The organism is Roseivivax sp., from assembly GCF_054552075.1.
On sequence record NZ_JBTOLZ010000001.1, the window covers coordinates 197,956 to 224,291 of the forward strand.

The following is a 26,336-nucleotide window of genomic DNA, read 5'->3' on the forward strand; positions in this document are numbered from 1 at the left end:
GCGGGGCGAGTTCACTCACGAATGCGACATCCCGCCGCGGGTGTGGGTTTCTGGTGCGGGGACGGCGGTTGGCGGGGTGGTGTTGCGTGGCTCGGGCTGGGGGTGAGCGGCCCAGAGGCGAGGGCGCAAAGCTGACCCGGAGAGCCACCCGCTCCGCCCGGCTCGCCTCGGCGCCTAGGGGCAAAGCATGAAGCCCGGCCCTACGCCGGACCGCGCCGCACTCCTTGCCTTAACCCGACCCACCCGCACCCGCGCCCCGCCATGCGGATGGCGCGGGTTTTGCGCAAACCACCACTCGTTCCGCCCGCAGCCGCCCCCTAAACAGCCATATCCCCCGCCATTCCCCGCAGTTTCTTGCCCCCCGCGGCACGGGGACTTATATGGCGCGCAACGCCGCGGCAGCGAGGAGGGGAGAGCGCCCGATGCAGACGCCCTATTACCTGATCGACAAGGCCCGACTTCAGCCCAACATGGAGAAGATCGCCTGGCTGCGCGAGGCCTCCGGGGCCAAGGCGCTCCTGGCGCTGAAGTGCTTTGCCAGCTGGGGCGTCTTCGACTTCATGCGCGAGTATATGGACGGCACGACTTCGTCCTCGCTCTTCGAGGTGAAGCTCGGCGCCGAGACCTTCGGCAAGGAGACCCATGCCTATTCCGTGGCCTGGGCCGAACACGAGATCGACGAGGTGCTCTCGGTCTCGGACAAGGTGATCTTCAACACCGCGAACCAGCTGCGCCGCTTCGAAGACCGCAGCGCCGGGCACACCCGCGGGCTCCGGGTGAACCCCGGCGTCTCGACCTCGGATTTCGACCTCGCCGACCCCGCGCGGCCTTTCTCGCGGCTGGGCGAACACGCGCCCGAGGACATCGAGCCGGTGGCCGATCTGATCTCGGGCTTCATGTTCCACAACAACTGCGAGAACGCCGATTTCGCCCGCTTCGACGCCATGCTCGACCAGATCGAGGCGCGCTTCGGACACCTGATCCGCCGGATGGACTGGATCAGCCTCGGCGGCGGCATCCATTTCACCGGCGAGGGCTATCCGCTGGAGCAGCTGGCCGAACGGCTGAAGCGTTTCGCGGGCGAGAACGAGGTGCAGGTCTACCTCGAGCCCGGCGAGGCGGCGATCACCAATTCGACCTCGCTCGAGGTGACGGTGCTCGACACGCTGCACAACGGCAAGAACCTCGCCATAGTCGACAGTTCGGTCGAGGCGCATATGCTCGACCTCCTGATCTACCGCGAGAGCGGCAAGATGCTGCCCGACGCCGGCCCCGAGGAATGGATGATCTGCGGCAAGTCCTGCCTCGCCGGTGACATCTTCGGCGAGTTCCGCTTTCCTCAGGCGCTGTCGCCGGGCGACCGGCTGTCGATTGCCGACGCGGGCGGTTACACCATGGTCAAGAAGAACTGGTTCAACGGCGTAAAGATGCCCGCTATCGCCATCCGCGAGCTCGACGGCACCGAGAGGCTGGTGCGCGACTTCGGCTACGAGGATTTCCGTGCCGCGCTCTCCTGAGCGGGGCAAACCCACCCGAGACGACAAGGGGGACCGCCATGACGGATTCCGTTCTCATCATCGGCGCCGGCGGCGTCGCGCAGGTCGTGGCGCATAAATGCGCGCAGAACAACGATATTCTGGGCGACATCCATATCGCGTCGCGGACGCTCTCGAAATGCGAGGCGATCATCGACAGCGTGCGCGAGAAGGGCGCGATGAAGACCGACCGGGCGCTCTCGGCGCATGAGATCGACGCCCGCGACACGCCGGCGGTGGCGCAGCTGATCCGCGACACCCGCGCCGAGATCGTGATCAACGTGGGCTCGGCCTTCGTGAACATGTATGTCCTCGACGCCTGCATCGAGACCGGCGCGGCCTATATCGACACCGCGATCCACGAGGAGCCCGACAAGATCTGCGAGACCCCGCCGTGGTATGCCAACTACGAGTGGAAGAAGCGCGACCTCTGCGCCGAGAAGGGCGTGACCGCGATCCTCGGCGCGGGCTTCGATCCGGGCGTGGTGAACGCCTTCGCGCGCTTTGCCATCGACCGCATGGACGAGGTCCGCTCGATCGACATCGTGGACGTGAACGCGGGTTCGCACGGCAAGTATTTCGCCACCAACTTCGACCCCGAGATCAACTTCCGCGAGTTCACCGGCACGGTCTATTACTGGGAAGACCGCCAGTGGAAGGAGAAGTCGATGTTCGAGAGCGGGCGCGACTGGGATCTGCCGGTCGTCGGCAGCCAGCGCGCCTACCAGTCGGGCCACGACGAGGTGCATTCGCTGGCGACCAACTACCCCGAGGCCGACGTGCGCTTCTGGATGGGCTTCGGCGATCACTACATCAACGTCTTCACCGTGCTGAAGAACATCGGGCTTCTCTCCGAGCAGCCGGTGACCCTGGCCGAGGGCCAGGAGGTGGTGCCGCTGAAGGTGGTGAAGGCCTGCCTGCCCGATCCCTCGAGCCTGGCGCCGGACTACACCGGCAAGACCTGCATCGGCGACCTCGTGCGCGGGGTGAAGGACGGCGAGGAGGTCGAGCTCTTCGTCTACAACGTCGCCGACCACAAGGAAGCCTACGAGGAAGTGGGCAGCCAGGGCATCTCCTACACCGCGGGCGTGCCGCCGGTCGCGGCGGCCATGCTGATCGCCCAGGGCGATTGGGACGCCAAGACCATGAAGAACGTCGAGGAGCTGGACCCCAAGCCCTTCTTCGAGGTGCTCGACCGCATCGGCCTGCCGACGCGGATGCAGATCGGCGGCCTCGGCGGCGAGGACCGCGCCTGGAACGAGTGACAGGCGCCCCGCGGCGGGCCGGGTCCGGCGCCTGAAAGGGCGCGGGCCGGGCCGTCGCGGGGATTGATTTTAAAGGGAGGGCTCGGGCCTTTGAGGGCTAGAGCCGGGCGTTTAGGGTACGCGGCTCATGGCGCGGCGGGCGAAACCCGCGCGCTGTCCTTCGGGTCTTTGGGGCCAAGCCCTCGCCCCACCCTTCGGCCACTGAGGTTTGAGCCCCTGCACCACGCCTCGCCCCCTCCGGGCGGCGCTTCAGCGCCCGCCCCGCCTCAATCCCGCATCAGCCAGCGGAAGGCCCGGGCGATCTCGGCCTGCGCGCCGCTGTGGATCACCGGCCCATGCGCCATGACCAGCCGTTCGGCGGGCCAGGCCAGGACCGTCTCCAGCGTGCGGCGCGCGGCCTTGCGGTCGCCGAAGGTGCTGCGGAACTTGCGCGGCACCTCGGGATGCGCCCCGGTCATCAGGTCGAGCTTGGCCACCTGCCGGCGCCAGCCGGTGAACCAATCCTCGGGAAACTGCTGGATCAGGTCGGTGAAGATCACCGTGCCGCTGGGATGGTGGAAGGCCACGACCTCGTCGGTGATGGCATTGCCCTCGATCACCTGCAGCGAGATCTCCCCCGCCCAGGCGGCGGGCGGCTCTTCGAGCGCGCCCGAGAAGGGCAGGTCGCCCCGCATCTCGGCCAGCCGCGGCGGGGCCAGGAGCGCCGCCTGCGGGGCCGCGCCGATCCACTGGTCGATGAAACTGTCGTGCAGCGTGTTCGGCGCCACCAGGTAGCGCAGCCGCCCCAGCGCCCGGAGCGCGTCGTGCAGCGCGCTGGAATAGGCCACCGGCGACCAGAGCACCAGTTCGCCCGAGGCCAGCCGGATCACCGTCATCCGGGTCGGATAGGAAAAGCCCACCAGCGCGGTGAGCACGGGCCCCTCGGCGACCCAGATCTCCGGGCCGATCTCGTTCAGAAGAGAGGCGCTGTCTTTCACCGCAAGGTCAGCCGCCCGTATGGCTCATGTGGCGCGACACCCGCCCGTCGACGGATTGGCGCGAATAGTCGAAGTCATGCCCGCGCGGCTTGCGGTCGATCGCCGACCGGATCGCCGCCTCGAGCGGCGCGTCGTCGCCGGGATGGTTGCGCAGCGCGCTGCGCAGATCGGCGTTGTCTTCCTGGCCGAGGCACATGAACAGCTCGCCCGTGCAGGTCAGCCGCACGCGGTTGCAGCTCTCGCAGAAGTTATGCGTCAGCGGCGTGATGAAGCCGATCTTCTGGCCGGTCTCCTCGAGCCGGACGTAACGCGCCGGGCCGCCGGTGCTCTCGGGCAGGTCGGTCAGCGAGTACTCTTCGGCCAGCCGCGCCCGCAGGTCGGTGAGCTTCCAGTATTGGTCGATGCGGTCCTCGTTGCCGATGTCGCCCATCGGCATGACCTCGATCCAGGTCAGGTCCATGTCGCGCTCGGCCGCCCATTCGGTCATCGGGAAGAGCTCGTCCTCGTTGAAGCCCTTGAGCGCCACGGCGTTGATCTTGACCCGCAGGCCCGCGGCCTGGGCGGCGTCGATGCCGCGCAGCACCTGAGGCAGGCGGCCCCAGCGGGTGATGTCGGCGAACTTGCCCTCGTCGAGCGTGTCCATCGAGATGTTCACCCGGCGCACGCCCGCGTCGTAGAGGTCCTTGGCAAAGCGCTCGAGCTGGCTGCCGTTGGTGGTCAGCGTCAGCTCCTTCAGGTCGCCCGCGTCGAGATGCCGGGTCATGGCGCGGAAAAACGTCATGATGTCCCGCCGCACCAGCGGTTCCCCGCCGGTGATGCGCAGCTTCTCGACGCCGAGTCGCACGAAGGTCGAGCACATGCGATCGAGCTCTTCCAGCGTCAGAAGCTCCTTCTTGGGCAGGAACTGCATGTTTTCGGACATGCAATAGACGCAGCGGAAGTCGCATCGATCGGTGACCGAGACGCGCAGGTAGCTGATCGGACGATGGAACGGATCGATGAGCTTGGGAGTCATGGTGAGACCCTAGTAATTCGCGGTCACGCGGGCAAGTATCCGCGGTGAGTCACAGGCACGACAAAGGTCTATTCACATGCAGTCCATCCGCATCGCATCGCTTCTCTGTGCCGGCCTCCTGGCGGGCTGTTCCCAGGTCGAGGGCTTCGGCACCTCGGGCGCCGGGGGCAGCGCCGGGGCCTCGGTGGAAGCGGGCGCCGAGGCGCAGAACCCGGCCCGCGCCGCGCCGCCCACCGGGGCGGCCAGCGCCGAGGCCTTCGACACCACCAGCGAAGAGGAACGCGCCGCCGCCGCCGCGCCCGGATCGGCCGGGGACAGCGCGCTCGGCACGGTGGTGGTCTCGCTCGGGGCGCCGGCCGAGCCGGGCTTCTGGCTCGAGACGCCGCTCGTGGACGCGGTGACGCCGGGGCGGGTGGAGCTGGCCGACGGCACCTCGGCCCAGGTCGAGCTGCGCCCCGCGCCCGCGGGCAGCGGCAGCCGCCTCTCGCTGCCCGCGATGCGGCTTCTGGGCGTGGCGCTGACCGATCTGCCCGAGGTCACGGTCTACACCCGCGCCGAGGGCGCGTAAGGCGGGGTCTTGTCGGGGCAGGGTGGGCGCGCTGCCCTGCGGGGCCGAACCGGAGCCCCGTCGTTTGGTCGGATGATCCGGCCGGTCTGGCCCGGCAAACCCCTGGCTCCGCACATGAAAAAGCCCCTGGCGCATCCCACGGCGCCAGGGGCTTTACTGTTCCGGCAGGGGCCAAAGGCCCCCGGCCTCACTCAACCGTGACGGATTTCGCCAGGTTGCGCGGCTGGTCCACGTCGGTGCCCTTGGCCACCGCCGCGTGATAGGCCAGAAGCTGCGCCGGCAGCGCGTAGAGGAGCGGCGCCAGCACCTCGGAGACCTCGGGCAGCACGATGCTGCGCCAGACGTTCTCGGCGGCCTCCGCGGCGCCCGGCGCATCGGTCACCAGCAGCACCTGTCCGCCGCGCGCCATGACCTCCTGCATGTTCGACACGGTCTTGTCGAAAAGCGAGTCGCGCGGCGCCATGACCACCACCGGCACGCTGTTGTCGATCAGCGCGATCGGCCCGTGCTTCAGCTCGCCCGAGGCATAGGCCTCGGCGTGCACATAGCTGATTTCCTTGAACTTCAGCGCGCCTTCCAGCGCCAGCGGATACATCAGCCCGCGCCCCAGGAAGAGCACGTCGCGGGCCTCGACCATGTCGCGGGCGGCCTCGGCGATGGTGGCGTCGCGCTCCAGCGCGACGTTGAAGACGCCGGGCAGGGCGCGCAGGTCGGCGAGGTGCCGGGCCTTCTCCTCGGGGGTCATGCGCCCGCGCTGCACCGCCGCCTCGAGCGCCAGGAGCAGCAGCACGTTGAGCTGGCAGGTGAAGGCCTTGGTCGAGGCCACCCCGATCTCGGCGCCGGCATGGATCGGCAGGGCCACGTCGCTTTCCCGCGCGATCGAGCTTTCCTGCACGTTGACCACCGACAGGATCCGGTCGGCGCGGTCGCGGCAGTAGCGCAGGGCGGCCAGCGTGTCGGCGGTCTCGCCGGACTGGCTGACGAAAAGCGCCGTGGTGCCGGGGCTGATCGGCGGCTCGCGGTAGCGGAACTCCGAGGCGATATCGACCTCGACCGGCAGGCCCGCGAGCTTCTCGAACCAGTATTTCGCGGTGAGGCAGGCGTAGAAGGCCGTGCCGCAGGCGACCATGGTCAGCCGCTCGACCCGGGTCAGGTCGAGCCCGCCCTCGACCAGGTTGATCTGGTCGCCGTCGAGATAGGCGTTGAGCGCGCTGGCCAGCACCGTCGGCTGTTCGGCGATCTCCTTGGCCATGAAGTGCTTGTGGCCGGCCTTGTCGACGCGGGCGGCGTCGATGCGCACCTGTTTCACCGGGCGGTTCACCAGGTTGCCGGCCTCGTCGCGGATCTCCACGGTCTCGCGGGTCAGGACCGCGCGGTCGCCTTCCTCGAGGTAGGTGATCCGGTCAGTCAGCGGCGCCAGCGCGATGGCGTCGGAGCCGACGTAGACCTCGCCCTCGCCGTGGCCCACGGCCAGCGGGCTGCCCTTGCGGGCGGCGACCATGAGATCCTCCTGCCCGTCGAACAGGAAGACCAGCGCGAAGGCGCCTTCGAGCCGGGCGATGGTGGCCTCGGCGGCGGCGACATGGTTCATCCCGCCGTCGATGTATTTCTGGCAGAGCATCGCCACGGTTTCGGTGTCGGTCTCGGTGGTGAAGCCGCGGCCGTCCTCGGCCAGCTCGGCGCGCAGGGCGCGGAAGTTCTCGATGATGCCGTTGTGCACCACGGCGACCGGACCGGCCTTGTGGGGGTGGGCGTTGACCTCGGTCGGCGAGCCATGGGTGGCCCAGCGGGTGTGGCCGATCCCGGACTTGCCCGGCAGCGGGTCGTGGACCAGCAGGTCCGAGAGGTTCACCAGCTTGCCCACCGCGCGGCGGCGGTCGAGCGTGCCGTCATGCACGGTGGCGATGCCGGCGCTGTCATAGCCGCGATATTCGAGGCGGCGCAGCGCCTCGACCAGAACGGGCGCGACCTCGTTGCGGCCCAGGACTCCGATGATCCCGCACATCAGCGTGCTCCTTCCTGAAGTTTGCGCTTCTTGGCCCGCAGCATCTCCATCAGACGCTTGCCGTAGCCGGGCTTGGTGTCCTGGCGCGCGCGGGCGAGCGCCAGCGCGCCGTCGGGCACGTTCTCGGTGATGACCGACCCCGAGCCGGTCAGCGCCGCGTCGCCCACGCTGACCGGGGCGACCAGCATGGTGTTCGAGCCGATGAAGGCCCCCGCGCCGATCGAGGTCTTGTGCTTGAAGACCCCGTCGTAATTGCAGGTGATCGTGCCCGCGCCGATGTTGGCACCCGCGCCGATCTCGGCGTCGCCCAGGTAGCTCAGGTGGTTGGCCTTGGCGCCCTCGGCCAGCGAGGCGTTCTTGATCTCGACGAAATTGCCGACATGCACGTCCTCGGCCAGCTCCGCGCCGGGGCGCAGGCGGGCATAGGGGCCGACCACCGCGCCGCGCGAGACATGCGCGCCTTCGAGGTGGCTGAAGGCGCGGATGCGCGCGCCGCTTTCCACGGTGACGCCGGGGCCGAAGACCACGTTGGGCTCGATCTCGGTGTCGCGGCCGATGACGCTGTCGAAGCTCAGGAAGACGGTGTCGGGGGCCTGCATCATCACCCCGTCATCGATCAGCGCGGCGCGGGCGCGGGCCTGGAAGGCGGCCTCGGCCTCGGCCAGCTCGGCGCGCGAGTTGATGCCCAGGGTCTCGGCCTCGGCGCAGGTCACGGCGGTGGCGCTGAGGTTCTCGGCGCGGGCCAGCGCGACGATGTCGGTGAGGTAATATTCCCCCGAGGCATTGTCGTTGCCGGTCTTGCCGATCAGCCCGAAGAGCGTCGCGCGATCAGCCGAGAGCACGCCCGAGTTGCACAGCGTGATGGCGCGTTCGGCCTCGGTCGCATCCTTGAACTCGACGATCTTCTCGAGGTGGTCGCCGTTGGTGACCAGCCGCCCGTAGCGGCCCGGGTCCGCCGCCTCGAAGCCCAGGACCACCACGTCGGAGCGCCCGCGCGCCTCGGCCATGGCCTCGAGCGTCTCGTGGCTGATGAAGGGGGTGTCGCCGTAAAGCACGATCACGTCACCGTCGAAATCGGCCAGCGCGGCCTCGGCCTGGGCCACAGCATGGCCGGTGCCCTTCTGTTCGGACTGGATCACCACCTCGCAGTCGGGGTCGTAGTCCCGCGCCGCCTTGGTGACCGCCTCGGCGCCATGGCCCGCGACGACGATGCAGCGCTCGGGCTCGAGGCTGGCGCCGGCCTGCATCGCGTGATGCAGCATCGGCGCTCCGCCGATCTTGTGCAGGACCTTGGGCAGGTCCGAGTCCATCCGGGTCCCCTTGCCGGCGGCCAGAATGACGAGGGCAATGCTCATAAAAAATCTCTTTGCTTTGACACCGGGCCCGTTTTAACCGGACGGCTCATGGCAGCAAGGCATTCTCCATCACGGGTTGTGTCGGGCTGTGACAAGGGGGCGAAAACATGCGCACGGTGATCTTCGACCTGGACGGCACGCTGGCCGACACGAGCGGCGACCTGATCGCCGCGGCCAATGCCTGTTTCGCGGAGATGGCGCTTTCCGCGCGGCTCGACCCCGAGGGCGACGCGCTGACCGCCTTCCGCGGCGGGCGGGCGATGCTGCGGCTGGGTCTCGAACGCGCCGGCAGCAGCGACGAGGCCGAGGTCGATCGCTGGTATTCGCGCCTGCTGGAGCATTACGGCGCGCGCATTGCCGTCCATACCACCCTTTATCCCGGCGCCATGGCGGCGGTGGAGCGGCTGGCGGCCGAGGGCTTCGCCGTGGGGATCTGCACCAACAAGCCCGAGGCCCTGGCCGAGGCGCTCCTGCGCGAGCTGGGCGTGCGCGGGGCCTTCGCCTCGCTGATCGGGGCGGACACGCTGCCGGTGCGCAAGCCCGATCCCGCGCCGCTGCACGCGGCCATCGCCGCCGCCGGGGGCACGGCGGGGCGCGCCTGCCTGGTCGGCGACACCGAGACCGACCGCGAGACCGCCCGCGCGGCGGGGCTGCCCTCGATCCTGGTGGGCTTCGGCCCCGAGGGCCGCGGCATCACGCGGCTCCTGCCCGAGGCGGTAATCGACCATTTCGACGAGTTGCCCGCGACCGCAGGCCGCCTGCTCGGGGCCGCATGAGCGATTGACGTGGGCTGCGTTTGCGCGTGTTCTCGGGCGCCATGAGCGACAGGTTTACTGGCAATTTCACCCAGCAGGAGGCCATCCCCGAGGAGGGGATCGAGGCCGCGCTCGCGGTTCTGCGCCACGGGCGGCTGCACCGCTACAACCTCGCCGAGGGCGAGCTGGGCGAGGCCGCGCTTCTCGAACAGGACTTCGCGGCGCTGACCGGCGCGCGCTACTGCCTGGCGGTGGCCTCGGGCGGCTACGCGCTGGGCGCGGCGCTGCGGGCGCTGGGCGTGGGCCCGGGCGAGCCGGTCCTGACCAATGCCTTCACGCTGGCCCCGGTGCCCGGCGCCATCGCCGCGCTGGGCGCCCGGCCGGTCTTCGTGGAGACCACCGAGGAGTTGACCATCGACCTCGACGACCTGGCCGAAAAGGCGGGCGAGGCGCGGGTGCTGATGCTCTCGCATATGCGCGGCCATATCGCCGACATGGACCGGCTGACCGAGGTCTGCCGCGAGGTCGGGCTGATCCTCGTCGAGGATTGCGCCCATACCATGGGGGCGCGCTGGAACGGTGTGCCCTCGGGACGGCACGGGGTGATCGGCTGCTATTCGACCCAGACCTACAAACACGCCAATTCCGGCGAGGGCGGGCTTTTGATCACCGACGACGAGGGGCTGGCGGCGCGGATGATCCTGCTGTCGGGCAGCTACATGCTGTATGAGCGCCACCTCGCCGCGCCGGGGCCCGAGGCCTTCGAGAACCTGCGCTACGAGGTGCCCAACATCTCGGGGCGGATGGACAACCTGCGCGCGGCGATCCTGCGCCCGCAGCTCTCGCGGCTCGAGGGGCGGGCGGCGGACTGGCTGGAGCGTTACCGCGCGCTCGAGGTCGGGCTCTGGGGCGCGCCGGGGATCACCCTGCCGCATCGCCGCGAGGCCGAGGCGTTCGTCGGGTCGAGCTTCCAGTTCCTGGCGCTCGACTGGCCCGAGGACCGGTTGGCCGAGCTGGTGACCCGCGCGGGTGCGCGGGGCGTGGAGCTGAAGTGGTTCGGCGCCGAGACGCCGCGCGGCTTCACCTCGCGTTACGATCACTGGCACTACGCCGCGCCGCTGCCGCTCCGGCGCACCGACCGGGTGCTGAAAGGTCTGATGGACCTGCGGCTGCCGCTGACCTTCACGGTCGAGGATTGCCAGCTCATCGCCCGCATCCTGCACGAGGAGGTCGCCGCGCTGGCGCCGTGAAGGGGCGGTTGCGGGAGCGGGAGCGGAGAGATGGGCGGGGCAGGGCATCTGCCCGGCGGCTGAGGTTGGCGCAGACGGCGTAGGGTGCCACACAGAAGGCGCGGCCCGCGTTCGCAGCTCTCCCGCGCCGAGGTCCGCAAATCGTGGCAGGCTGAGAAAGCCAATCCACCCCGGCCCACGTCAGCGCCAGCCCGGACACCCTCCGCCCACCCAAAGCCAAAGAAAAAGCCCGGTCACACCGGACCGGGCCTTCTCTCTGAACCATGCGGCGGCGGCGATCAGAACGCCAGCCGGCCGTGCTCGCCCGCGTCGGGCGTGCGGTTGGAGACCTGCGCGCGGGCGATCTCGTAGAGGAACCCCGCCGATTTCTCGGTCGCCCAGACCTCGCCCTCGTGCGGGGTGAATTTCACCAGGCGCACCGCCTCGTCGTTGCGGCCGTCCTCGAACCAGGCCCCGGCCACGGCGCTCCAGATCTCGTCGAGCTTGTCGCCGTCGTCGACGATGGTGATCTTGCCGTCGAGATTGGCATAGAGGTTCGCCTTCGGATCGGCGACCTGGAAGCTCGCGTCGTCACCGCTGTGCCCGGCGCGATCGGCGGCCGAGCCGCGCGCGGTGATGAACCACAGCGCCTTCTCGTCACGGTCGGCATGCGGCGCCATGGGCACCGGGCGCTCGCCAGCGGCCGAGAGCAGCCCCGCCTGCACGTCATCCATGCGTTTCCAGAACATATCCTTGAGGTCGGTTGCCATGTGGAAATCCTTTCGATCAGGTGCTTCCCATGCAACCCTGCCCCCGGGGCCGAGGTTCCGGGGCCATTGACGGGACCGGGGCCGGGGGAGTAGGGAATAGAACGGTTGTTCAATAAATGCCGGGAGGAGGCAGGCCGATGTTCAACGCGGTGATGAAGTTCGACCTGGGCGAGGATGTCGACGCCCTGCGCGAGACGGTGCACGGCTGGGCGCAGGAGCGGGTGAAGCCGCTGGCCGCCGAGATCGACCGGACCAATGCCTTCCCCAACGAGCTCTGGCGCGAGATGGGCGAGCTGGGCCTTCTGGGCGTGACCGTCGAAGAGGAGTTCGGCGGCGCCGAGATGGGCTACCTGGCCCATACCGTCGCCATCGAGGAGGTGGCCCGCGCCTCGGCCAGCGTCTCGCTGTCCTACGGGGCGCATTCCAACCTCTGCGTGAACCAGATCCGGCTCAACGGCAACGAGGAGCAGCGCAAGCACTACCTGCCGCGGCTGGTCTCGGGCGAACATGTCGGCGCGCTGGCCATGTCCGAGGCGGGCGCGGGCTCGGATGTCGTCTCGATGAAGCTGCGCGCCGAGAAGCGCAACGACCGCTATGTGCTGAACGGCTCGAAATACTGGATCACCAACGGGCCCGACGCCGATACGCTGGTGGTCTATGCCAAGACCGACGCCGACGCGGGCTCCAAGGGCATCACCGCCTTCCTGGTCGAGAAGGAGATGAAGGGCTTCTCCACCAGCCCGCATTTCGACAAGCTCGGGATGCGCGGCTCGAACACCGCCGAGCTGGTCTTCGAGGACGTGGAAGTGCCCTTCGAGAACGTCCTCGGCGAAGAGGGGCGCGGGGTGCAGGTGCTGATGTCGGGGCTCGATTACGAGCGCGTCGTGCTGGCGGGCATCGGGCTCGGCATCATGGCCGCCTGTCTCGACGAGATCATGCCCTATTTGGCCGAGCGCAAGCAGTTCGGCAAACCCATCGGGTCGTTCCAGCTCATGCAGGGCAAGATCGCCGATATGTACACGGCGATGAACTCGGCGCGCGCCTATGTCTACGAGGTCGCCAAGGCCTGCGACCGCGGCGAGGTCACCCGCCAGGACGCCGCCGCCTGCTGTCTCTATGCCTCCGAGGAGGCGATGAAACAGGCGCATCAGGCGGTGCAGGCCATGGGTGGCGCGGGCTTCATGAACGAGACCCCGGTGAGCCGCATCTTCCGCGACGCCAAGCTCATGGAGATCGGCGCCGGCACCTCCGAGATCCGGCGGATGCTGGTCGGCCGAGAGCTCATGGCGGCGATGGGGTGATGCCCAGATGGGCCCTGTTCCTGCCCTTCGCGCTGATCGTCGCGCTCGCCGGCCTCTTCGGCTGGCGGCAGGGCTGGCTCGTGGCCAATGTCTCCGAGACCGAGGTGATCGCGGCCTATGCCGAGCGCTACCTGGCCGACCGCCGCGCGGCGGGCACAGGGCCCGGGGCGCCGTCGGACTGCCGCGCGCGCCCCGCGCCCGAGGGGGCGGGCTGGCTGGTGGTGATCTGCGGGCCCGAGCCGCACGACCCGGCGCGGCATTACACCTATTACGTCAACCGCTTCGGCGGGCTGGAACGCCAGGTCGGGCCGGAAGGCGGCTGAGCTGATGCTGCGAAAACGCCCCTATGACGCGCTTTATGCCGGGTTCCACTGGGACCTGCCGGAAGAGCTGAACCTGGCGCATCAGGTCTGCGACGGCTGGGCGGCGGTCGAACCCGAGCGCATCGCGCTGATCGACCTCTCGGGCGGCGGGCGGCGCGACGTGACCTACGGCCAGCTCTGGGAGCTGTCGCGCCGGGTCGAGGTGGCGCTGATCGAGAAGGGCGTGATGCGCGGCGACCGGGTCGGCGTGCTCTTGTCGCAGTCGCCGCTCTGCGCCGCGGCGCATGTCGCGGCCTGGCGGCTGGGCGCGATCTCGGTGCCGCTGTTCAAGCTCTTCGGCCGCGAGGCGCTGGAAACCCGGATCGACGATTCGGGCCTGGGCGTGGTGGTCACCGACGCCGAGGGGCAGGCGGCGCTCGCGGGCTTCGGGCTGGGGCTTGTCACCGGAGAGAGCCTGCCGCGCCAGGCCGGCGGCACCAAGGCCGGCGTGCCGACCGAGCCCGACGACGCGGCGGTGCTGATCTACACCAGCGGCACCACCGGGCGGCCCAAGGGCGCGCTGCACGGCCACCGCATCCTGACCGGCCATCTACCCGGCGTGGAGATGAGCCACGATTTCCTCGGCCAGCGCGGCGACGTCTTTTGGACGCCGGCCGACTGGGCCTGGATCGGCGGGCTCTTCGACGTGCTGATGCCGGGACTGGCGCTGGGCGTGCCGGTGGTCGCGGCGCGGACGGCGAAGTTTACGCCCGCCGATTGCGCCCGGATCTGCGCCGAGGCGGGGGTGAAGAACGTCTTCTTCCCGCCCACCGTCCTGCGCATGCTCAAGGCCGAGGGCGCGACGATCCCCGGCCTGCGTTCGGTCGCCTCGGGCGGCGAGCCGCTCGGCCCCGAGATGCTGGCCTGGGGGCGCGAGGCGCTGGGCGTGACCATCAACGAGTTCTATGGCCAGACCGAATGCAACATGGTGGCCTCCTCCTGTGCGGCGCTCTTCGAGCCGCAGCCCGGGGCCATCGGCCGCCCGGTGCCTGGCCACAGGCTCGCGGTGATCGACGCCGAGGGCCGCGAGACCGAGGGCGAGGGCGACATCGCGATCAAGCGCGGCTCGGCGGCGATGATGCTGGAATACTGGCGCAACCCGCGCGCCACGGCGGCCAAGTTCCGCGGCAAGTGGATGCTGACCGGCGACCGCGGCACCTGGCAGGACGGCTACCTGCGCTTCGTCGGGCGCGAGGACGACGTGATCGCCTCGGCGGGCTACCGCATCGGCCCCGCCGAGATCGAGGACTGCCTGCTCACCCATCCCGCCGTCGCCACGGTGGGCGTCGTGGGCAAGCCCGACGAGATCCGCGGCGAGATCGTGAAGGCCTATGTCGTACCGCGCCCCGGCGCAGAGACGGAAGGGCTGGCCGAAGAATTGAAAGGCTGGGTCCGCGCGCGGCTCGCCAGCCATCTCTACCCCCGCGAGGTCGCCTTTCTCGATGCCCTGCCGATGACGGTCACGGGCAAGGTGATCCGCAAGGAACTGAAGGCCCGGGCCCGGGCCGAGACCAAGGAGGAGCGGTCGTGAAACTGCAATCCCAGGCGATGGCCGGATCGGAGGAGTTCAAGGCCAACCGCGCCGCCCATCTCGAGGCGCTGCGGGTGGTCGAGGAGGCGGCGGCCCAGGCCGCGGCGGGCGGCGGCCAGCGGGCGCGCCAGCGCCATCTCGACCGCGGCAAGATGCTGCCGCGCGACCGGGTGGCGGGGCTGCTCGACCCCGGCTCGCCCTTCCTCGAGGTCGGCGCCACGGCGGCGCATGACATGTATGACGGGGCCGCGCCCGCGGCGGGCGCCATCGCGGGCATCGGGCGGGTCTCGGGGCAGGACTGCATGGTCCTGGCCAATGACGCCACGGTGAAGGGCGGCACCTATTACCCGATGACCGTCAAGAAGCACCTGCGCGCCCAGGAGATCGCCGAGGAGAACCATCTGCCCTGCATCTACCTGGTGGATTCGGGCGGCGCGAACCTGCCCAACCAGGACGAGGTCTTCCCCGACCGCGACCACTTCGGGCGGATCTTCTACAACCAGGCCCAGATGAGCGCCAAGAACATCCCCCAGATCGCGGTGGTCATGGGCTCCTGCACCGCCGGCGGCGCCTATGTGCCCGCGATGTCCGACGTGACGATCATCGTGAAGGACCAGGGCACGATCTTCCTCGCGGGCCCGCCCCTGGTGAAGGCCGCCACCGGCGAGGAGGTCAGCGCCGAGGACCTGGGCGGCGGCGACGTGCACACCCGGCTCTCGGGCGTGGCCGACTACCTCGCCGAGGACGACTACCACGCGCTGGCGCTCGCCCGCCGCGCGGTGGCCGGGCTCAACCGCGACAAACCGGCGGGCGTGCGCTGGGAAAGCCCCGAGCCGCCCGCCTACGACCCCGAGGACATCCTCGGCGTGGTGCCCGCCGACTTGCGCACGCCCTATGACATCCGCGAGGTCATCGCCCGCGTCGTCGACGGCTCGCGCTTCGACGAGTTCAAGCCGCGCTTCGGCGACACGCTGGTCACCGGCTTCGCCCATGTCGAGGGCTGCCCGGTGGGCATCGTCGCCAACAACGGCGTGCTGTTCTCCGAGGCCGCGCAGAAGGGCGCGCATTTCGTCGAGCTCTGCTCGCAGCGGAAGATCCCGCTGGTCTTCCTGCAGAACATCACCGGCTTCATGGTGGGTCGGAAATACGAGAACGAGGGCATCGCCCGGCACGGCGCCAAGATGGTGACCGCCGTGGCGACCACCAGCGTGCCGAAGATCACCATGCTGGTCGGCGGCTCCTTCGGGGCGGGCAACTACGGCATGGCGGGCCGGGCCTACAGCCCGCGCTTCCTCTGGACCTGGCCCAACAGCCGGATTTCGGTCATGGGCGGCGAACAGGCCGCGGGCGTGCTGGCCACGGTCAAGCGGTCTGCCATGGAGAAATCCGGCGAAAGCTGGTCCGAGGCCGCCGAGGCCGAGTTCAAGCGCCCCACCATCGAGATGTTCGAGCGCCAGTCGCACCCGCTTTACGCCTCGGCGCGGCTTTGGGACGACGGCGTCGTCGACCCGCGCAAGACCCGCGAGGTGCTGGCGCTCTCGCTCCGCGCGGCGCTGAACCGGCCGATCGAGGACACGCGCTTCGGCGTGTTCCGGATGTGAGGAGGGCCCCGATGATGATCAATGAGACCCAATCCCACACGCGGAACCACTGGCACAAGCAAGGGAAAGGCGGCGCGGATGTTTGACAGGATCCTGATCGCCAACCGCGGCGAGATCGCCTGCCGCGTGATCGAGACCGCCCGGCGCATGGGCGTGGGCACGGTGGCGGTCTATTCCGACGCCGACCGCGACGCGCGGCACGTGGCCCTGGCCGACCGGGCGGTGCATATCGGCCCGCCGGCGCCCTCGGAAAGCTATCTCGATGGCGAGCGCATCATCGAGGCCGCGCTCTCGAGCGGCGCCGAGGCGATCCATCCGGGCTACGGCTTCCTCTCCGAGAACCCCGATTTCGTCGAGGCGGTGGAGGCCGCCGGGCTGACCTTCATCGGCCCCTCGGCGGATGCGATCCGGCGCATGGGCCTCAAGGACGCGGCCAAGGCGCTGATGGAAGAGGCCGGCGTGCCGGTGGTGCCGGGCTACCACGGCGCCGACCAGGACGACGCGCTCCTGGCGCGCGAGGCCGGGCGCATCGGCTACCCGGTGCTGATCAAGGCCGTCGCGGGCGGCGGCGGCAAGGGCATGCGCAAGGTCGAGGCCGAGGGTGATTTCGCCGAGGCGCTGGCCTCGGCCCGGGCCGAGGCCAAGGGCGCCTTCGGCAATGCCGCCGTGCTGATCGAGAGATTCGTCACCAAGCCGCGCCACATCGAGGTGCAGGTCTTCGGCGACGGGACCTCGGCGGTGCATCTCTACGAACGCGACTGCTCGCTGCAGCGCCGCCACCAGAAGGTCATCGAGGAGGCCCCGGCTCCTGGCATGACGCCCGAGATGCGCGCCGCCATGGGGGCCGCCGCGGTGCGCGCCGCCGAGGCCATCGGCTACAAGGGCGCGGGCACGGTGGAGTTCATCGTCGACGGCTCGGGCGGGCTCTCGCCCGACGGGTTCTTCTTCATGGAGATGAACACCCGCCTGCAGGTCGAACACCCGGTGACCGAGGCGGTCACGGGCCTCGACCTGGTGGAATGGCAGCTCCGCGTCGCCGCCGGTGCGCCGCTGCCCCTGGGCCAGGACGAGATCCCGCTTCAGGGTCATGCCTTCGAGGCCCGGCTTTACGCCGAGGACGTGCCCAAGGGCTTCCTGCCCGCGACCGGGCGGCTCGATCACCTGCGCTTCCCCGAGGGTGCGCGCTCGGATACCGGGGTGCGCTCGGGCGATGTGATCACCCCCTATTACGACCCGATGATCGCCAAGATCGTCACCCATGGTCCGACCCGCGCCATCGCGCTGCGGCGGCTCGCCCGCGCGCTTTCCGAGACCGAGGTGGCGGGCACGGTCACCAACCTGGCCTTCCTGGGCGCGCTGGCCGCGCACCGGGGCTTCGCGGCGGGCGATGTCGACACCGGGCTGATCGACCGCGACCTCGACGCGCTGACCGAGGTGCCGGAACTGGCGGCGGCGCATCTGGCCGAGGCGGCGCTGATCGCGGCGGGCCTTGACGGTCCCGCGACCCCGCAGCAGGGCTTCGCGCTCTGGCAGCCGCTCTCGCAGCGGCTGGTGCTGAAGCGCGGCGGCGAGGACCTGGTGATCTACCTGCGCGCCCGCGGCGCCGACCGGATCGAGGTCGAGCTGCCCGGCGCCACGGTCCTGGCCGAACGCCTTGGGCACGCCTGGCGCTTCGACGGGATGCCGGCCCAGGGCGGCGTGCGCCACGGCGAGCGGATCACCGTCTTCGCCCATCACGGCATCGGGCTCGAGGTGGTCGACCCGCTGGCCCGCGCCGCCGCCGCGCATTCCGCCGATGTCATCGAGGCGCCGATGCCGGGCCGGGTGGCGCAGGTGCTGGTCGCCGCCGGTGACGCGGTCGAGGCGGGCCAGCGGCTCGCGGTGCTGGAGGCCATGAAGATGGAGCACGGGCTCAAGGCCGGGCGCGCCGGCACCGTGGCCGAGGTCATGGTCGCAGAGGGCGACCAGGTCGAGGCCGGTGCCGCGCTTCTGCGGCTCGAAGAGGACGACGGAGCGGCGGCATGATCCGGCTGCACCACGCGCCCCAGACCCGCTCGATGCGGACGCTCTGGCTCCTGCACGAGCTGGGCCTCGACTTCGAGGTGGTGGAGCGGCCCTTCGACAAGAGCCTGCGCGCGCCGGACTACCTGGCGCTCTCGCCCGCGGGCCGGGTGCCGAGCCTGGAGATCGACGGCGAGACCCTCTTCGAGACCGGCGCCATCGCCGAATACCTCTGCGAGCGCTTCCCCGAGGCGGGGCTGGGCGTCGCGCCGGGAGGTGAGGGCCGGGCCGACTGGCTGATCTGGCTGCATTTCGCGGAGACCCTCAGCCAGCACGCCGCCGCGCTGACCCAGCAGCACATCATGCTCTACGAGGATTCCATGCGCTCGCCGGTGGTGATGAAGCTCGAGGCGGCGCGGCTCGGCAAATGTTACGCCGCGATCGAGGCGCGGCTCGAGGGGCGCGACCACCTGGCCGCCGGGCGCCTTACCGCCGCCGACATCGGCGTGGCGCAGGCGATCTACATGGCGCGGCATTTCGCGCCGATCGAGGACTTCCCGCGGCTGGCCGCCTGGTATGCCCGGATGACCGCGCGGCCCGCCTTCGCGGCGAGCCTGCCGGGCGAAGGCGCGCGGCTTTACGCCAAGGATTTCTACCCCGCCTGGGAGGGCTGAGCCATGGCCGAGACGGTCGAGATATTCGAGGTCGGCCCGCGCGACGGGCTGCAGAACGAAAAGGGCGAAATTTCCGTCGCCGAGAAGGTGCGGCTGATCGACTGCCTGAGCGCGGCGGGTTTCCGGCGCATCGAGGTGGCCTCTTTCGTGAGCCCCAAATGGGTGCCGCAGATGGCCAATTCCGGCGAGGTTCTGGGCGCGATCCGGCGCGCGCCGGGGGTCTCCTACGCGGCGCTGACCCCGAACATGAAGGGGCTCGAGGGCGCCCTGGCCGCCCGCGCCGACGAGGTGGCGATCTTCGGCTCGGCCTCCGAGGGCTTCTCCAAGGCCAATATCAACGCCAGCATCGCCGAGAGCCTGGAGCGTTTCGCCCCGGTCGCCGAGGCGGCGCGCCAGGCCGGGCTGCCGGTCCGGGGCTATATCTCCTGCGTGGTCGAATGCCCCTACGACGGGCCGGTGGCACCAGAGGCGGTGGCCCGCGTCGCCGCTGCGCTGCGCGAGATGGGCGTCTACGAGGTGAGCCTGGGCGACACCATCGGGCAGGGCCGCCCCGAGGCGGTCGACGCCATGCTGGGCGCGGTGCTGGAGGAGATCCCGGCGGCGCGGCTCGCCGGGCATTTCCACGACACCTCGGGCCGCGCGGTCGAGAACATCGAGGTGGCGCTGGCCCGCGGGCTCCGGGTCTTCGACGCGGCGGTCGGCGGGCTCGGCGGCTGTCCCTATGCGCCCGGCGCCAAGGGCAACGTGGCGACCGAGACGGTCGCGGCGCGGCTTGCGGAACTGGGCTATGAGACCGGGCTCGACCTCGCGCGCATCGCCGAGGCGGCCGAGATCGCGCGCGGGCTGCGGCAGGCGTCCGCGGGCGCGAAGACGTAAGGGAGAGGACTTTGGCAGACCTGGTGAATGTCAGCCGCGACGCGCGCGGCGTGGCCACGCTGGCCCTGGCGCGGGCCGAGAAACACAACGCGATGTCGGCGCAGATGATGACCGAGCTCGTGGAGGCCGCCGAGGCGCTGGCCCGCGACCCCGAGGTCCGGGTGGTGATCCTGGCCGCCGAGGGGCCGACCTTCTGCGCCGGGGGCGACCTGGCCTGGATGCGCGAGCAGCGCGAGATGGATGCCGCGACGCGCAAGCGCGAAAGCCGCCGTATTGCCGAGGCGCTGGGCGCGCTGGCGCGGCTGCCGCAGCCGCTGATCGGGCGGATCCACGGCAATGCCTTCGGCGGCGGCGTCGGGCTGATCTCGGTCTGCGACGCGGCGATCGGTGTCGCGGGCGCCAAGCTCGGGCTGACCGAGGTGCGGCTGGGGCTCCTGCCCGCCAACATCGGCCCCTACGTGGTGGCCAAGATGGGCGCCGCGAAGGCCCGCGAGATCTTCATGAATGGGCGGATCTTCCCCGCCGAGGAGGGCGTGCGGCTGAACCTCCTGAAGGACGTGGTGGCGCCCGAGGCGCTCGATGCCGCGGTCGAGGCCGAGGTCGCGCCTTACCTGACCTGCGCGCCGGGGGCCGTGGCTGAGGCCAAGGCGCTGCTCGGCGCGCTGGCGGGCCGGGTCTCCGAGGCGGATGTCGACATGGCGATCGACGCGCTGGCCGACCGCTGGGAGACGGCGGAGGCCGAGGAGGGGCTGAGCGCCTTCTTCGACAAGCGCAAGCCGCGCTGGGCCGGGGGCTGAAGGCGCCCGCGCGCCGGGAGCCTTGCGAAGACCTGCGCCGCGCCTCTCGGGGGGCGGCGTTGTCTTGTGCTGGGCGCCGCGCCGTGCCTCTTTGCCTGCGGCGCTGTCACTGTCGGGCCGCTTGCGCCCAGCCAGATTCGCGGCGCGCCTCGCGTGCGGGCGCCCGTGACCCTTTGAAGCTTAAAGGAAATCCGCCCCTGCCGGGCCTCGCGGCACCATGCCGCCCGCATTCCTATCCGAAGGGATAGGTCGGCGATCCGAAATGCGCGTTTCCTATGCTCCCGTTGCCATGAAGCGCCGCGGGCGAGCTGCTAGTGTCATCCCTGCCGGGAGATAGATGAGAGGTCTTCCGGCGGCGCGCGCCGGTCCGAGTGTGACGGAGCGGCGCGCCGGGGAGCCGGCCGGGACGCGGGGGTGTCCCGGCGGCGAACCCTGAAACGGTGAGCCCCGGAGCGTGGCGTATGGAGCGCAGGGGCGTGACGAGTGACCGGCCAGGGAAACAATGGCCTTAACGAGTGTGGTATAGTGTCAGTGCGGGTCGGTGTGCCGGGCCTCCAGCCTTGTCCAATGTGCGGGCAAGCGCGGGTAGGACGCTCCGGGCGGCCCGATGGGTTGGACCAGTGACGTCCGGGTCTCGGACATCCGCGGACTCCCGATTTGTTCGCGGGACAATTGTGCAAGTGGTCAGTGATCGCGCCGCGGTGATCCGCGGCCAGGGGAATGAGCCGCGGGTGAAGACCCTCCGCGCGCGATTGAGTGCAAGAATGCGTCCGCTTCGGCGGGCGCATTTTTGTTTGGGGCGGGCGGGGCAGGGGGGATGTTTGGTCGCTCATGGGTGGGGACTGAACGGACGTCCGGCTCGGCGCGTAAGGCGGGGCAGGGGAGCGCTGCTCTTCCGACGCAACGGGTGATGAAACGCCATCCGATGGCCTAAGGAGGCACCACAGCCCCCAAACTCCAGCACCAGATGATCAAAAACCCGGCACCCGCGCGGCCGGGATCCCCGCCGCCACGTCACGAAATCGCCCCGCCGTCCCACCTCTTTGCTCCACCGCCGGGTGGTCTGCTATGCTCTAGCCACGAAGACACCGGGCCCGCGCCCGCCGGCCTGCCCGGGGCCCCGCGCCCAGGCGCAAAGCCCCCGGCGGCAGGCATAAGCCCGCGCGCCGCGCCCGGAGCGCCGCGCCCCGATGGGGGCACCGGGGACCCCGGCACTTCGCCGCGCCCCGTTGACCCCCCATGGCGGCGCGGATAGATGGTGGCAAGACCGACTAGCAACCGGTGATCCGCGCCGTAATCCGTGGGCTCTCCGGCCAGCGAATGGAAAGGACAGACCCCCGTGGAAGAGATGCTGAGGGAATACCTCCCGATCCTCGTTTTCCTCGCCATTGCCATCGGCCTGGGCCTGGTGCTCATCCTCGCCGCTCTGGTGCTGGCCGTGCGCAACCCCGACCCCGAGAAGCTCTCGGCCTACGAATGCGGGTTCAACGCCTTCGACGACGCACGCATGAAGTTCGACGTGCGCTTCTACCTGGTGTCGATCCTGTTCATCATCTTCGATCTCGAGATCGCCTTCCTGTTCCCCTGGGCCGTCGGCTTCCAGGACATCTCGATGGCGGGTTTCTGGTCGATGATGGTGTTCCTCGCGGTTCTCACCATCGGCTTCGCCTATGAATGGAAGAAAGGGGCGCTCGAATGGGAGTGATGACAGGCGCGAACACGGCCGCCGCCGACCGCGACGTCGCCGTTCAGGACCTCAACCGGGAGCTCACCGACAAGGGCTTCCTGCTGACCTCGACCGAGGACATCATCAACTGGGCGCGCACCGGCTCGCTGCACTGGATGACCTTCGGCCTGGCGTGCTGCGCGGTCGAGATGATGCAGACCTCGATGCCGCGCTACGACCTCGAGCGCTTCGGCGTGGCGCCGCGCGCCAGCCCGCGCCAGTCCGACGTGATGATCGTCGCGGGCACGCTAACCAACAAGATGGCGCCGGCGCTGCGCAAGGTCTACGACCAGATGCCCGAGCCGCGCTACGTGATCTCGATGGGCTCCTGCGCCAACGGCGGGGGCTATTACCACTACAGCTACAGCGTCGTGCGCGGCTGCGACCGGGTGGTGCCGGTGGACGTCTATGTGCCCGGCTGCCCGCCGACCGCGGAGGCGCTGCTCTACGGGGTCATGGCGCTGCAGCGGAAGATCCGCCGCACCGGCACGCTGACACGCTGAAGGAGACCCGCCCATGAGCAGCGAAATGCAGGAACTCGGCGGCTACATCGAGGCCAAGCGCCCCGATTGCGTCGTCTCCTGGGAAGTGACGCAGGGCGAGCTGACCATGCAGGTCGCCGCCGCCAACATCCGCGGCCTGGTCGAATGGCTGAAGGAGGAACCCACCTGCCGGTTCTCCACGCTGATCGACATCACCGCGGTCGACTACCCCGAGCGCGCCAAGCGCTTCGACGTGGTCTACCACTTCTTGTCGATGCACCAGAACCACCGCATCCGGCTGAAGGTCGCGATCCGCGAAGAGGACCTGGTGCCCTCGATCGTCACGGTGCACCCCTCGGCCAACTGGTTCGAGCGCGAGATCTTCGACATGTTCGGGATCCTCTTCTCGGGCCACCCCGACCTGCGCCGCCTGCTGACCGACTACGGCTTCCGCGGCCACCCGCTGCGCAAGGACTTCCCGACCACCGGTTACGTCGAGGTCCGCTACGACGAAGAGCGCAAGCGCGTCGTCTACGAGCCGGTGAGCCTGGTGCAGGAATACCGCCAGTTCGATTTCATGAGCCCCTGGGAAGGCGCGGAATACGTGCTGCCGGGCGATGAGAAAGCCGAAGAGGGGGCGAAGTGATGGACGGCTCCAAAGGGTTCGACGACGCTCAGACGCAAGAGCAGAAAATCCGCAACTTCAACATCAACTTCGGTCCGCAGCACCCCGCGGCGCACGGCGTGTTGCGCCTCGTGCTCGAGCTCGACGGCGAGATCTGCGAGCGCTGCGACCCGCATATCGGGCTGTTGCACCGCGGCACCGAGAAGCTGATGGAAAGCCGCACCTACCTGCAGAATCTGCCCTATTTCGACCGGCTCGACTACGTCGGCACGATGAACCAGGAGCACGGCTGGTGCCTGGCCATCGAGCGGCTGACCGGCACCGAGGTGCCGCGCCGGGCGCAGCTCATCCGGGTGCTCTTCTGCGAGGTCGGCCGGGTTCTGAACCACCTTCTCAACGTCACCACGCAGGCCATGGACGTGGGCGCGCTGACGCCGCCGCTCTGGGGCTTCGAGGAGCGCGAGAAGCTGATGTATTTCTACGAGCGGGCCTCGGGCGCGCGTCTGCACGCGGCCTACTTCCGGCCCGGCGGCGTGCACCAGGATCTGCCGCCCGAGCTGCTCGACGACATGGAGACCTGGTGCAAGGAATTCATGCCCGTCCTCGACGACATCGACGGGCTCCTGACCGAGAACCGGATCTTCAAGCAGCGCAACGTCGACATCGGCATCGTCTCGCAGGAAGAGGCCCAGGAATGGGGCTTCTCGGGCGTCATGGTGCGCGGCTCCGGCATGGCCTGGGACCTGCGCCGCAGCCAGCCCTACGAATGTTATGACGAGTTCGACTTCCGCATCCCGGTGGGCAAGAACGGCGACTGCTACGACCGCTACCTGATCCGCATGGAAGAGATGCGCCAGTCGGTGCACATCATGGAACAGGCCATCGAGAAGCTGCGCCTGCCCGAGAACCAGGGCGACATCCTGGCGCGCGGCAAGGTCACCCCGCCGAAGCGGTCGGAGATGAAGACCTCGATGGAAGCGCTGATCCATCACTTCAAGCTCTACACCGAGGGCTTCCACGTCCCCGAGGGCGAGGTCTACGCCTGCGTCGAGGCGCCGAAGGGCGAATTCGGCGTCTACCTGGTCGCCGATGGCAGCAACCGGCCGTACCGCGCCAAGATCCGAGCGCCGGGCTATGCGCATCTGCAGGCCATGGACCACCTCTGCAAGGGCCACCAGCTCGCCGATGTCTCGGCGGTGCTGGGCTCGCTCGACATCGTGTTCGGGGAGGTGGACCGCTGATCGCGGCGGCCCCGGGCGCAAGCGCGGGGCCCTTGCCCGGAGGCGGGCGCAACGCCAGAAGCGGCGGAACAGCCGCGACAGAAGAACGAGGGACGCTGACATGAAACGCCTGTTTGCACTGGGGGCGGTGACGCTCCTGGCGGCCTGCGAAACCCCGCCCGAGGGCACCGACGAGACCGACGTGGCGAATTTCGACAGCGCCATGGCGACCATCGGCTGCGATCTCGTGGACGAGGGCGATTACCAGGCGGTCGAGATCCAGACCGGGCTGAGCCGGGCGCAGGCGCAGGAAATGGCGGCCTTCCGGGTCGACACCGGCGCCGCGGCGCGGCTCTCGAACGGGGGCATCCGGCTCAAGACCGGCCCCTGCACGCCCGCCGAGCCCGCCGCCCCCGAGGCGGACGCGGACGCGGCGGCCGAGGCCTGATCCCGGGACACCAGCCGGCCCAAGCGCGCCACCGCGCCGCCGGAGAGACGGAAAGATAGCCATGCTGAGACGACTGCACCACGAGCAACCGGAAAGCTTCGCCTTCACGCCCGAGAACCAGGCCTGGGCGGAGACGCAGATCACCAAGTTCCCGAAGGACCGCCAGGCCTCCGCGATCATCCCGCTGCTGTGGCGGGCCCAGGAGCAGGAAGGCTGGCTGAGCCGGGCGGCGATCGAACATGTCGCGCAGATGCTCGACATGGCCTACATGCGCGCGCTCGAGGTGGCGACCTTCTACTTCATGTTCCAGCTCGCCCCGGTGGGCTCGGTCGCGCATATCCAGGTCTGCGGGACGACCTCCTGCATGATCTGCGGCGCCGAGGACCTGATCGCGGTCTGCAAGGACAAGATCGCCAAGAAGCCCTTCGAGACCTCCGAGGACGGCAAGCTGAGCTGGGAAGAGGTGGAATGCCTCGGTGCCTGCGCCAATGCGCCCATGGCCCAGATCGGCAAGGACTACTACGAGGACCTCACCGCCGAGCGCTTCGGCGAGATCCTCGACGCCATCACCAAGGGCGAGGTGCCGACGCCGGGGCCGCAGACCGGCCGCTATGCCTCCGAGCCCGCGATGGGGCTGACCTCGCTGAAGGACCACGAGGCCGACCGGCACCCGCAGAATGCCTCGGTCGAACTGGCGGTGAGCATCGGCGACACGGTCAAGCGGATCGACGGCACCGAGGTCAAGCTCGAGGCGCCCTGGCACGACTTCAGCAAGAAGGACGGCACCGCCCAGGTCGACAGCCGCGGCATCGAGAAGGCCGGCGGCCGCCCGGTGGACGACACCGGCATCGACCGCCGCGAGGCGCCCGCCGAGGGCACCGCGCACCCGAAGGCCGCCGCCCCCGCCAAGGCCGCCGAGGCCGAGCAGGGCGTCAAGCCCGAGCAGCTCGAGAAGCCCCGCGGCGGCGAGGCCGACGATCTCACCCGCATCCGCGGCGTCGGGCCGAAGCTCGCCGGGCTCCTGCACGAGATGGGCTTCTATCACTTCGACCAGATCGCCGGCTGGTCGCCGGAAGAGGTCGCCTGGGTCGACGACCACCTCGAGGGCTTCAAGGGCCGGGTCAGCCGTGACGACTGGGTCGCGCAGGCTAAATCCTTGGCTTCCGGGGACAAGACGTAGTCTTCTGGGCGTGTTAAAGAGGGCGACGAAAGGGTCGT

The 26,336-nt window shown here is 69.6% G+C and carries 24 protein-coding genes; 19 read left to right on the forward strand and 5 right to left on the reverse strand.

Translation table 11 applies throughout. The features are described from left to right. The first annotated feature begins 422 nt into the window (after window positions 1-422). The gene (locus ACX938_RS00935; protein ID WP_459429612.1) at window positions 423-1,517 is read left to right on the forward strand and encodes a carboxynorspermidine decarboxylase; all 1,095 of its coding nucleotides are present in this window, start codon (window positions 423-425) and stop codon (window positions 1,515-1,517) included. A gap of 38 nt (window positions 1,518-1,555) precedes the next feature. Continuing rightward, the gene (locus tag ACX938_RS00940; RefSeq protein WP_232752425.1) at window positions 1,556-2,800 is read left to right on the forward strand and encodes a saccharopine dehydrogenase family protein; all 1,245 of its coding nucleotides are present in this window, start codon (window positions 1,556-1,558) and stop codon (window positions 2,798-2,800) included. 266 nt (window positions 2,801-3,066) lie between these two features. On the opposite strand, the gene ACX938_RS00945 is transcribed toward ACX938_RS00940, so the two are convergent. Together ACX938_RS00945 and moaA are read right to left on the reverse strand one after the other, a co-directional pair. Continuing rightward, complete coding sequence (locus tag ACX938_RS00945; RefSeq protein ID WP_459429613.1) at window positions 3,067-3,777, reverse strand: DUF4336 domain-containing protein; 711 nt, start codon at window positions 3,775-3,777, stop codon at window positions 3,067-3,069. 7 nt (window positions 3,778-3,784) lie between these two features. After that, window positions 3,785-4,792: a GTP 3',8-cyclase MoaA gene (gene moaA, locus ACX938_RS00950; protein ID WP_459429614.1), complete on the reverse strand. Its 1,008-nt coding sequence runs from the start codon at window positions 4,790-4,792 to the stop codon at window positions 3,785-3,787. A gap of 76 nt (window positions 4,793-4,868) precedes the next feature. Here moaA and ACX938_RS00955 point away from each other — a divergent pair, with 76 nt between their 5' ends. Next, window positions 4,869-5,360: a D-galactarate dehydratase gene (locus ACX938_RS00955; RefSeq protein ID WP_459429615.1), complete on the forward strand. Its 492-nt coding sequence runs from the start codon at window positions 4,869-4,871 to the stop codon at window positions 5,358-5,360. Window positions 5,361-5,547: 187 nt separating this feature from the next. Here the strand turns inward: ACX938_RS00955 and glmS are convergent, their stop codons facing one another. Together glmS and glmU are read right to left on the reverse strand one after the other, a co-directional pair. Then, window positions 5,548-7,365: a glutamine--fructose-6-phosphate transaminase (isomerizing) gene (gene glmS, locus ACX938_RS00960; protein WP_459429616.1), complete on the reverse strand. Its 1,818-nt coding sequence runs from the start codon at window positions 7,363-7,365 to the stop codon at window positions 5,548-5,550. Next, on the reverse strand, window positions 7,365-8,720 hold the full coding sequence (glmU, locus tag ACX938_RS00965) for a bifunctional UDP-N-acetylglucosamine diphosphorylase/glucosamine-1-phosphate N-acetyltransferase GlmU (RefSeq protein WP_459429617.1): 1,356 nt from the start codon (window positions 8,718-8,720) through the stop codon (window positions 7,365-7,367). The genes glmS and glmU overlap by 1 nt, the downstream gene beginning before the upstream one ends. Window positions 8,721-8,827: 107 nt before the next feature. On the opposite strand from glmU, the gene ACX938_RS00970 reads away from it, so the two are divergent. Both ACX938_RS00970 and ACX938_RS00975 read left to right on the forward strand, forming a co-directional pair. Next, on the forward strand, window positions 8,828-9,496 hold the full coding sequence (locus ACX938_RS00970) for an HAD-IA family hydrolase (protein ID WP_459429618.1): 669 nt from the start codon (window positions 8,828-8,830) through the stop codon (window positions 9,494-9,496). Between the two features lie 41 nt (window positions 9,497-9,537). Further along, window positions 9,538-10,725, forward strand: coding sequence for a DegT/DnrJ/EryC1/StrS family aminotransferase (locus tag ACX938_RS00975; RefSeq protein ID WP_459429619.1), 1,188 nt, complete (start codon window positions 9,538-9,540; stop codon window positions 10,723-10,725). Between the two features lie 278 nt (window positions 10,726-11,003). On the opposite strand, the gene ACX938_RS00980 is transcribed toward ACX938_RS00975, so the two are convergent. Continuing rightward, entirely contained in the window at window positions 11,004-11,474 is a 471-nt protein-coding gene (locus ACX938_RS00980; protein WP_459429620.1) for a pyridoxamine 5'-phosphate oxidase family protein, read from the reverse strand. Window positions 11,475-11,611: 137 nt separating this feature from the next. Between ACX938_RS00980 and ACX938_RS00985 the strand changes: the two genes are divergently transcribed. The 14 genes from ACX938_RS00985 (at window position 11,612) to ACX938_RS01050 (ending at window position 26,298) form a co-directional block, all read left to right on the forward strand. Continuing rightward, window positions 11,612-12,775: an isovaleryl-CoA dehydrogenase gene (locus tag ACX938_RS00985; protein ID WP_232752416.1), complete on the forward strand. Its 1,164-nt coding sequence runs from the start codon at window positions 11,612-11,614 to the stop codon at window positions 12,773-12,775. Beyond that, window positions 12,775-13,098, forward strand: a complete 324-nt coding sequence (locus ACX938_RS00990; protein WP_459429621.1) for a hypothetical protein — start codon at window positions 12,775-12,777, stop codon at window positions 13,096-13,098. Before ACX938_RS00985 ends, ACX938_RS00990 begins: the two co-directional genes overlap by 1 nt. Before the next feature lie 4 nt (window positions 13,099-13,102). Then, window positions 13,103-14,668 carry an AMP-binding protein gene (locus tag ACX938_RS00995; RefSeq protein ID WP_459429622.1) on the forward strand — a complete coding sequence of 522 codons (1,566 nt, stop codon included), beginning with the start codon at window positions 13,103-13,105 and terminating at the stop codon, window positions 14,666-14,668. Next, window positions 14,665-16,269: a carboxyl transferase domain-containing protein gene (locus ACX938_RS01000; protein WP_459429623.1), complete on the forward strand. Its 1,605-nt coding sequence runs from the start codon at window positions 14,665-14,667 to the stop codon at window positions 16,267-16,269. Before ACX938_RS00995 ends, ACX938_RS01000 begins: the two co-directional genes overlap by 4 nt. Window positions 16,270-16,347: 78 nt before the next feature. Then, a complete protein-coding gene (locus ACX938_RS01005) occupies window positions 16,348-18,294 on the forward strand; it encodes an acetyl/propionyl/methylcrotonyl-CoA carboxylase subunit alpha (RefSeq protein WP_459429624.1) in 1,947 nt (648 codons plus the stop codon). Continuing rightward, a complete protein-coding gene (locus ACX938_RS01010) occupies window positions 18,291-18,944 on the forward strand; it encodes a glutathione S-transferase family protein (protein WP_459429625.1) in 654 nt (217 codons plus the stop codon). Before ACX938_RS01005 ends, ACX938_RS01010 begins: the two co-directional genes overlap by 4 nt. A 3-nt stretch (window positions 18,945-18,947) precedes the next feature. Continuing rightward, window positions 18,948-19,820, forward strand: a complete 873-nt coding sequence (locus ACX938_RS01015) for a hydroxymethylglutaryl-CoA lyase (protein WP_459429626.1) — start codon at window positions 18,948-18,950, stop codon at window positions 19,818-19,820. Between the two features lie 11 nt (window positions 19,821-19,831). Beyond that, window positions 19,832-20,617, forward strand: coding sequence for a crotonase/enoyl-CoA hydratase family protein (locus tag ACX938_RS01020; protein ID WP_459429627.1), 786 nt, complete (start codon window positions 19,832-19,834; stop codon window positions 20,615-20,617). A 1,339-nt stretch (window positions 20,618-21,956) separates the two neighbouring features. Continuing rightward, window positions 21,957-22,322: an NADH-quinone oxidoreductase subunit A gene (locus tag ACX938_RS01025; protein ID WP_232752409.1), complete on the forward strand. Its 366-nt coding sequence runs from the start codon at window positions 21,957-21,959 to the stop codon at window positions 22,320-22,322. Further along, entirely contained in the window at window positions 22,322-22,846 is a 525-nt protein-coding gene (locus ACX938_RS01030; protein ID WP_459429705.1) for a NuoB/complex I 20 kDa subunit family protein, read from the forward strand. Before ACX938_RS01025 ends, ACX938_RS01030 begins: the two co-directional genes overlap by 1 nt. 13 nt (window positions 22,847-22,859) lie before the next feature. After that, window positions 22,860-23,471, forward strand: coding sequence for an NADH-quinone oxidoreductase subunit C (locus ACX938_RS01035; protein WP_232752408.1), 612 nt, complete (start codon window positions 22,860-22,862; stop codon window positions 23,469-23,471). Continuing rightward, a complete protein-coding gene (locus tag ACX938_RS01040; RefSeq protein WP_232752407.1) occupies window positions 23,471-24,691 on the forward strand; it encodes an NADH-quinone oxidoreductase subunit D in 1,221 nt (406 codons plus the stop codon). The genes ACX938_RS01035 and ACX938_RS01040 overlap by 1 nt, the downstream gene beginning before the upstream one ends. Window positions 24,692-24,791: 100 nt before the next feature. Beyond that, a complete protein-coding gene (locus ACX938_RS01045) occupies window positions 24,792-25,118 on the forward strand; it encodes a hypothetical protein (RefSeq protein WP_232752406.1) in 327 nt (108 codons plus the stop codon). 61 nt (window positions 25,119-25,179) lie between these two features. After that, window positions 25,180-26,298: an NADH-quinone oxidoreductase subunit E gene (locus tag ACX938_RS01050; protein WP_459429628.1), complete on the forward strand. Its 1,119-nt coding sequence runs from the start codon at window positions 25,180-25,182 to the stop codon at window positions 26,296-26,298. Window positions 26,299-26,336 lie beyond the last annotated feature (38 nt).

Bases quoted from the DNA above. Each gene is read 5' to 3' on its own strand.
- moaA (WP_459429614.1), bottom strand. From the start codon at position 4,792: ATGACTCCCAAGCTCATCGATCCGTTCCATCGTCCGATCAGCTACCTG.
- ACX938_RS01015 (WP_459429626.1), top strand. From the start codon at position 18,948: ATGGCCGAGACGGTCGAGATATTCGAGGTCGGCCCGCGCGACGGGCTG.
- ACX938_RS01035 (WP_232752408.1), top strand. From the start codon at position 22,860: ATGAGCAGCGAAATGCAGGAACTCGGCGGCTACATCGAGGCCAAGCGC.
- ACX938_RS00935 (WP_459429612.1), top strand. From the start codon at position 423: ATGCAGACGCCCTATTACCTGATCGACAAGGCCCGACTTCAGCCCAAC.
- ACX938_RS01030 (WP_459429705.1), top strand. From the start codon at position 22,322: ATGACAGGCGCGAACACGGCCGCCGCCGACCGCGACGTCGCCGTTCAG.
- ACX938_RS00955 (WP_459429615.1), top strand. From the start codon at position 4,869: ATGCAGTCCATCCGCATCGCATCGCTTCTCTGTGCCGGCCTCCTGGCG.
- ACX938_RS00980 (WP_459429620.1), bottom strand. From the start codon at position 11,474: ATGGCAACCGACCTCAAGGATATGTTCTGGAAACGCATGGATGACGTG.
- ACX938_RS01005 (WP_459429624.1), top strand. From the start codon at position 16,348: ATGTTTGACAGGATCCTGATCGCCAACCGCGGCGAGATCGCCTGCCGC.
- ACX938_RS00975 (WP_459429619.1), top strand. From the start codon at position 9,538: ATGAGCGACAGGTTTACTGGCAATTTCACCCAGCAGGAGGCCATCCCC.
- glmS (WP_459429616.1), bottom strand. From the start codon at position 7,365: ATGTGCGGGATCATCGGAGTCCTGGGCCGCAACGAGGTCGCGCCCGTT.
- ACX938_RS00940 (WP_232752425.1), top strand. From the start codon at position 1,556: ATGACGGATTCCGTTCTCATCATCGGCGCCGGCGGCGTCGCGCAGGTC.
- ACX938_RS01045 (WP_232752406.1), top strand. From the start codon at position 24,792: ATGAAACGCCTGTTTGCACTGGGGGCGGTGACGCTCCTGGCGGCCTGC.
- ACX938_RS00990 (WP_459429621.1), top strand. From the start codon at position 12,775: ATGCCCAGATGGGCCCTGTTCCTGCCCTTCGCGCTGATCGTCGCGCTC.
- ACX938_RS01050 (WP_459429628.1), top strand. From the start codon at position 25,180: ATGCTGAGACGACTGCACCACGAGCAACCGGAAAGCTTCGCCTTCACG.
- ACX938_RS00995 (WP_459429622.1), top strand. From the start codon at position 13,103: ATGCTGCGAAAACGCCCCTATGACGCGCTTTATGCCGGGTTCCACTGG.
- ACX938_RS00970 (WP_459429618.1), top strand. From the start codon at position 8,828: ATGCGCACGGTGATCTTCGACCTGGACGGCACGCTGGCCGACACGAGC.
- ACX938_RS01040 (WP_232752407.1), top strand. From the start codon at position 23,471: ATGGACGGCTCCAAAGGGTTCGACGACGCTCAGACGCAAGAGCAGAAA.
- glmU (WP_459429617.1), bottom strand. From the start codon at position 8,720: ATGAGCATTGCCCTCGTCATTCTGGCCGCCGGCAAGGGGACCCGGATG.
- ACX938_RS00985 (WP_232752416.1), top strand. From the start codon at position 11,612: ATGTTCAACGCGGTGATGAAGTTCGACCTGGGCGAGGATGTCGACGCC.
- ACX938_RS01010 (WP_459429625.1), top strand. From the start codon at position 18,291: ATGATCCGGCTGCACCACGCGCCCCAGACCCGCTCGATGCGGACGCTC.